The sequence below is a fragment of the Ideonella sp. P3_A4 genome, from assembly GCF_056403075.1.
In genome coordinates, this window is record NZ_JBFUGE010000378.1 from 1 (window position 1) to 5,895 (window position 5,895).

Annotated in this window: 7 protein-coding genes; 2 read left to right on the plus strand and 5 right to left on the minus strand. The window is 65.2% G+C overall.

Translation table 11 applies throughout. The features are described from left to right. Nucleotides 1-355: 355 nt before the first annotated feature. Both AC1DYI_RS24520 and AC1DYI_RS24525 read left to right on the plus strand, forming a co-directional pair. Nucleotides 356-1,129 carry a sigma-70 family RNA polymerase sigma factor gene (locus tag AC1DYI_RS24520; RefSeq protein WP_477206748.1) on the plus strand — a complete coding sequence of 258 codons (774 nt, stop codon included), beginning with the start codon at nucleotides 356-358 and terminating at the stop codon, nucleotides 1,127-1,129. Between the two features lie 30 nt (nucleotides 1,130-1,159). Beyond that, the gene (locus AC1DYI_RS24525; protein WP_477206749.1) at nucleotides 1,160-2,059 is read left to right on the plus strand and encodes a cupin domain-containing protein; all 900 of its coding nucleotides are present in this window, start codon (nucleotides 1,160-1,162) and stop codon (nucleotides 2,057-2,059) included. 24 nt (nucleotides 2,060-2,083) lie between these two features. Here AC1DYI_RS24525 and AC1DYI_RS24530 read toward each other — a convergent pair whose 3' ends face one another. The 5 genes from AC1DYI_RS24530 to AC1DYI_RS24550 all read right to left on the minus strand — a co-directional run bounded on the left by AC1DYI_RS24530 (nucleotide 2,084) and on the right by AC1DYI_RS24550 (nucleotide 5,705). Beyond that, on the minus strand, nucleotides 2,084-2,566 hold the full coding sequence (locus tag AC1DYI_RS24530; protein ID WP_477206750.1) for an Lrp/AsnC family transcriptional regulator: 483 nt from the start codon (nucleotides 2,564-2,566) through the stop codon (nucleotides 2,084-2,086). Nucleotides 2,567-2,594: 28 nt separating this feature from the next. After that, complete coding sequence (locus AC1DYI_RS24535; RefSeq protein WP_477206751.1) at nucleotides 2,595-3,299, minus strand: SDR family NAD(P)-dependent oxidoreductase; 705 nt, start codon at nucleotides 3,297-3,299, stop codon at nucleotides 2,595-2,597. Beyond that, nucleotides 3,296-4,228 carry a phenylalanine 4-monooxygenase gene (gene phhA / locus AC1DYI_RS24540; protein WP_477206752.1) on the minus strand — a complete coding sequence of 311 codons (933 nt, stop codon included), beginning with the start codon at nucleotides 4,226-4,228 and terminating at the stop codon, nucleotides 3,296-3,298. The genes AC1DYI_RS24535 and phhA overlap by 4 nt, the downstream gene beginning before the upstream one ends. Nucleotides 4,229-4,259: 31 nt before the next feature. Continuing rightward, nucleotides 4,260-4,571, minus strand: coding sequence for a 4a-hydroxytetrahydrobiopterin dehydratase (locus AC1DYI_RS24545; protein ID WP_477206753.1), 312 nt, complete (start codon nucleotides 4,569-4,571; stop codon nucleotides 4,260-4,262). A gap of 375 nt (nucleotides 4,572-4,946) precedes the next feature. Then, nucleotides 4,947-5,705, minus strand: coding sequence for a hypothetical protein (locus AC1DYI_RS24550; protein ID WP_477206754.1), 759 nt, complete (start codon nucleotides 5,703-5,705; stop codon nucleotides 4,947-4,949). Nucleotides 5,706-5,895 lie beyond the last annotated feature (190 nt).

Here is a 5,895-nt window from a genome sequence, read left to right on the forward strand (position 1 = left end):
GTTGTGTGGCACGCGTGTTGTCGTGCCCGCCGGACTTTGTGCCTTGCCAAGTGAGGCGAGGTGCACGACTCCGGTAAAGGAGCTTGCCGTGATTGCTGCTGTTGCCTCTGTTCGCCCGCTGGCTGCCGTACAGTGCCGCGCGTTGGCCGCATTGGCGCATGTGAGTGACGGCCTGCGGGTCCCCCAAGAGGGGGGGCATCCGCTGCAAATCGACTGGCGTAAACCCGCTTTTGCCGGTAGCGCCGACGTGGCGCAATGGACCGGCGCGAACGCCAGGAGAAGCCATGTCATCCCTTCCATGCCCAGCCTTCAGCCGCCTGCCGCGCCAGCCTGCTTCGCGTTGCGGAGCACGGCTGTGAAAGCCACCGCCCACGGCGTTTCTGCCGCTCGGTCACCCAGCCACGCATTGCCTTTGGCTGACGACGCGATGGGCCAGCCTGCCGACCCATTCGAATCGGACCACGGGCTCGACGCGGACGAGGACCCGCTGCTGCAAGCGGCTGAATTGGCGGCCGAGTTCACCGGCGCCGAGCCGCGCACTTTGCCGGTCGCGCTGGACGACGCGGCACTTGGCGCGTTGATCGCCCGCATCGGCCAGCACGAAGACAAGGCCCTGGCGGCGCTGTACGACGCCACGGCCTCGCGCGTTTTCGGCTTGGTTGGCCGGATCGTGGTCGACAACGCGTTGGCCGAAGAGGTGGTCGAAGACACCTTCTGGCAGGTCTGGCGTCAAGCCGTGCGCTTTGATGCTGACCGCGGTCGGCCGCTGACCTGGTTGCTGGCGATGGCGCGTTCGCGCGCGATCGACGCACTGCGCAAGCGTGAACGTCGCGCCATGGTTCCGCTCGAAGACGAAGAGCTCGCGTCGTTGTGCGACGAAGACGGCGCCGGCCCACCCGACCTGCTAGCCGCTACGCATGGCCAGCACCTGCTGCACCGCGCGCTGGCCGCGCTGGAGGCCCAACCAAGGCAGATGATCTCGCTGGCTTTCTTCCGTGGCCTGACCCATGAAGAAATTGCCGCCTGCACCGGGCTGCCGCTGGGCACGGTGAAATCACAGATCCGGCGCTCGCTGCAAGCGTTGAAACAGTGGCTGGCCGAGGCGGGTTGCCCCGACCTGCCGCTGTGATACCCCCGAACTCGAAGAAAGAAGGCTGTCATGACCCCCGACAACCACTTTGACCTGCCGCCGGACTCGGCCGAGCTGATCCGGCCCGCGCCTGATCCGCTGGCCGACGAATCCGCCGGGCTGCTGCAAGGGGCCTTGGCCGACGCCTGGCCCGAGGCCGCCGTGGCCAGTGGCCTGCGTGACCGGTTGGCCCGGCGTGCCGAGCAGAGCGTCCAAAGAATCGGCGCGATGGTCAACGTGCGCCGGCAAGAGCGCGTGCTGTTGGAACAGAACGCCGATTGCACCGTGCACCGCATCTATGGCCGGGTGGATGCCGCCGAGCTGCGGCCTGGTGAGCCCTTGCAGGTCCGCACCATCGAGCTGGCACCGCGGGCCGTTTGGTTGTTGCAGGAAGGTGCGTTCGGTGCGGGCCGCGATTGGCTGCTGATTCGGGGCGGTGCCCAGTTGCAGACCGAAGGCGAAGCCACCGTGGCGCTGCGGGCGCTGGACTACCACGTGCAAAGCCCGGAGGCGAGCGGGGCGGCCRCGTGTGTGCAGGCCGGCGACGAAGGCGCCGTGCTGCTGCTGCGCGAACGCGCGCTAGGTGCAGGTCACCATGCGGCCGAAACGATCTCGTTGACGTCGCGCGAGGCCCCGGATGCGTGGGAAGACTTTGCACCGCTGGTCAAGCGCCGTGTGTTGTGGCAACAAGGCCCGATGGCCGCGATGCTGTGGCTGGCCTCACCCGGCGCCACCGTGCCGCAGCACCACCACGGGCACGACGAAGAGTGCCTGATGCTGCGCGGCGACCTGTTCCAGGACGACTACTTGCTGCGCGAAGGCGACTACCAACTGGCCCCCAGCGGCAGCTCGCACGAGACAGTCAACACCGATACCGGTGCCTTGATCTACGCCCACGGCGATCTGGACATGCAGATCACCAGCGAGTGAGGGCGGGGCGCCGAGCGGCAGGCCTTAGACCGGCAACACCGTCGTCGCCTTCACGCTGCTGAGGACGAAGCTCGTCTTGCAGTCCTGCACGCTCGGGTGCCGCAGCAGTGTGTCCATCACGAAGCGGGAGCAGTGTTCCATGTCGGACACGACGACGCGCAGCAGGTAGTCCATCTCACCGGCCATGGAGACGCATTCGACGACCTCCGGCCAAGCCTGGACGGCCGCAGCGAAATCGTCCATCGGGCTGCGCTTGTCGCCGCCGCTGTGCTTTTCCATTCGTACGCTGATGTAGGCGGTGAGCGTCAAGCCGATGCGCTCGGCCCGCACCAGCGCCACGTAGCCGGCGATCACGCCCGTTTCTTCCAGCCGCTTGACCCGGCGCAACGTGGCCGACGGCGACAGGTGCACCTGCGCTGCAATCTGCTCGTAGCTCATCCGCCCGTCGCTCTGCAGCGCGGCAAGAATGCGACGATCGACGGAGTCGAGCTCGAAGTCTGCTGCCATCCGCCCGATTGTGCAGAAGACCGGAACCTCAGGACAAGCCGGTCACTGGGATGGCCGCGCCGTGGACGGCACGTGCCCCGGGCGACGACAGGAACTCGATCACGTTCGCCAGATCCTGCGTCGACACCCACTGGCTGGGGTCGGCGTCCGGCATCGCCTTGCGGTTTTCGGGGGTGTCCAGCGTGGCCGGCATGACGCAGTTGACGTTGATGCCTTGCGCCTTCAACTCGCCCGACATCGCCTCGGTCAGCCGCATGACCACCGATTTCGATGCGGTGTAGGCCCCCATCAGCGCGGCACCCTTTTGCGCACTGAACGAGGCCACGTTGACGATCTTGCCGCTGCTGCGCGCCAGCATCTGCGGTACGACGGCACGCGCCATGTGCAGCACCGTGCGCGCGTTCAGGTTGAACAGGAAGTCCCAGCTGCCGTCGGAAGTCTCGTGCACGGCCTCACCCATGCGGAACCCGCCTGCGATGTTGCACAACACGTCGATGCGGCCGAAGCGGGCGATCGTCCTGGCCACCGCGGCATTCGCCTCCTCCTGCTTCAGCAGGTTCGCGCCCAACAACAGCAGGTCATCGCCTTCTTCGCCGTAGGCCGTGGCCAGGGCGTCGGCATGCAGGTCGACGAGGGCGAGCCGGTCGCCCGCCGCCTTGAAACGCTGCGCTATGGCCCGGCCGAGGTTGCCCGCCGCGCCCGTGATCAGAACCACCCGTTGACCTTCGCTCATGTCGTGCTCCCCGTGCTGTTCGTACGCTTGGCGGCATGGTACGAGCCATCGCCCCGCGTGATCACGTCATCGGTCGGCAACACGTCGCCCGGCTCGTACACCGGTCCGGCGCCCAGCCGCTCATAAAGCGGGCCGAAGTCGATGCTGGCGAGTGCCAGCAGGTCTTCGAACGCATTGATGACGAAGTAGCTTTCCTGGAAGTCGTCGATCCGGTAGTGGGTCCGCATCACGCGCTCGAGGTCGAAGCCGATCCGGTTCGGCGAAGGGCTTTCCAGCGCAAAGAGGGTCTCGGTGCTCGACGAGGCGATCCCGGCGCCGAAGATGCGCAGACCGTCGTGCTGCCGGATGAGCCCGAACTCGATCGAATACCAGTACAGCCGCGCCAGGTTCGTCAGCCTGCCCAGCCGCTTGGCGCGCATGCCGCCTTCGCCGTAGGCCTGGGCGAAGTCGGCAATCACCGGGTTCATCAGCATCGGCACATGGCCGAACACGTCGTGAAAGACGTCGGGCTCTTCCAGGTAGTCCAGCTCGTGCGGCTTGCGGATGAACTGGCCAGACGGAAAGCGCCGGTTCGCCAGGTGTTCGAAGAACACGTCGTCGGGCACCATGCCCGGCACGGCGACGATCTCGAAGCCCGTGCGTTTCTTCAACACTTCGGACAGTTCACCGAAGTGCGGGATCTGGTGGGGGCCGATCGGCAGGTCAAGCATGGCCTGCGCAAACTGGTCGCAGACGCGGCCCTGCAGCAGCCTGGCCTGCCGCTCGAACAGCGTCTTCCAGACACCGTGCTCCTCGGCCGTGTAGCTCTCCCAGTCCTGGTCGATGGTCCAGTCCGGCCTCGCCGGCCGGCCAGCTTCACCCGCGACCACGCCATGCTTGCCGCTCGCCGCGGTCAGGATGCCTGCCGGCCTGTCCAGTAGGTCTTGCATTTGAAATCTCCGTTGGAAAGTCGCCGTCGCGTCAGGCCAGGCGGGTCGACATGGACTCGAAGACCTGGTCCGCCAAACGCGCCAGTTCGATGTCTTTGGTCGAAAGCCCCTGGACGTCATGCGTCGTGAGCGTGATCACGACGCGGCTGTAAACGTTCGACCACTCCGGGTGGTGGTCAAGCCGCTCTGCCGCCAACGCGACCTGCGTCATGAAGCCGAAGGCCTGGCGGAAGTTCTCGAACTGGAACTCGCGGGTGATCGTGCCACCACGCTGCGGATCGTGCCGCCAGGCGGGCAGGGCCTGGGGCAACTGGCTGATGGCGTGGGTGTCGAGCTTGCTCATGCTGCGCCTCCTTTGTACTGCGCTGACCTTCGCGCGTTGGCGTTGGTGGCACTGTAGAGACAAGCATGCGCAGGTTTGCTGCGTATCGCAACACCATCGTTGGCTTGGCGCAGGAATGCTGCGTGGAGGAGGTTGGCCTGCCCAGTGGGAGTAGAACTTCTCATGCAAAGCGCATGGGTGYCGGGCAATGGCTCTGGGGGGCAGTTGTTCCTCGGTCTGGTTCCCGGCCACTACCTGCTGCACGAGGGCAACCAGCTGGCCCCATCGGTCGTTCACACGAGCCGGTCAATACCGATACCAGCGTGTTGATCTACGCGCTTGGCGATCTGGACATGCGGTTGAGCTGATGTCCGTCTTCGGGCGGCCTATTCCATGTCACCTTTCTGCGAAGAACATGTCGCCGGTGCTGCGGTCGTTGCTCACACTGCCCACGATGAGTTGGTGCCTTGAGGTGCCGGCGATCGGCAAATAGATTCCGATTCCTCGACCTGATACACCGGGGGTTGCACAAGGGGCGCCACCGAAAGTCTGAGTTACGTCGTAGATGTTCTTTCCAGACGCGCGCGGCCTCACCGTGCCCGAGCTCGCGCAGCTACCCGAGACTGTGGTGAACGCGCCGTCGAGTCCGATAGTCGCGATGCCTAGACTCCCATCCAAATGCGTCACTTGCCATTCACCGGCAATGCTGGCAGGTGTCGGAGGTGATGCGTAGTCATAAGGGGCAGCTTCTGCCTTAGTTCCCGAGAAGCTGACGGTACTGGCACCGGGATAGGTGACAGTGCCCTGAATGCTGGTGCCGGCGGTGTAGGTTGCCGAGACTGCAGCACTCAGCGTGCCGGCCAAGCTGTAGTCGCGGGCGTTGCCCGACGTAAAGCTCCCGGAGTTTGAATCGCCATTGCCTTGCGTGAACCCGGCGACGAAGAGCATGTCGCCAATGGTGGTGCCATGAATCAGCCAGTACTCGCCGTTCTCAAGCACTAGCATGTCGAATCTAGAGCCACCGCTACCTGTCAGCGGTCCGGCATAAGCCCCTTCCGCAGACGGCCCGGTTGAGTTCCCCCCACCATCATCGCCTCCGCAGGCGCCCAGCAAGATAAGAACGATCGCCGCAGCGCGGCCAGCGGTTGGGTTCATCGGACCTCCCTGGTCAGATTGGCAGTCGCAGTGATTCTGCGCCTTGCCTCAATTCCACAGTTGAGGCTTGGGTCAGCCGACAAGGAGCCGGGCGAGACACAAATGGCCCAGAGGTCCGTTGGGCGAGTGGGACACTGACCGAATCGGAGCGTGTTCCCCTAGTCGTGTCCCTTGTTCTCCGGCTCTGCAG

Bases quoted from the DNA above. Each gene is read 5' to 3' on its own strand.
- AC1DYI_RS24530 (WP_477206750.1), bottom strand. From the start codon at position 2,566: ATGGCAGCAGACTTCGAGCTCGACTCCGTCGATCGTCGCATTCTTGCC.
- AC1DYI_RS24535 (WP_477206751.1), bottom strand. From the start codon at position 3,299: ATGAGCGAAGGTCAACGGGTGGTTCTGATCACGGGCGCGGCGGGCAAC.
- phhA (WP_477206752.1), bottom strand. From the start codon at position 4,228: ATGCAAGACCTACTGGACAGGCCGGCAGGCATCCTGACCGCGGCGAGC.
- AC1DYI_RS24545 (WP_477206753.1), bottom strand. From the start codon at position 4,571: ATGAGCAAGCTCGACACCCACGCCATCAGCCAGTTGCCCCAGGCCCTG.
- AC1DYI_RS24550 (WP_477206754.1), bottom strand. From the start codon at position 5,705: ATGAACCCAACCGCTGGCCGCGCTGCGGCGATCGTTCTTATCTTGCTG.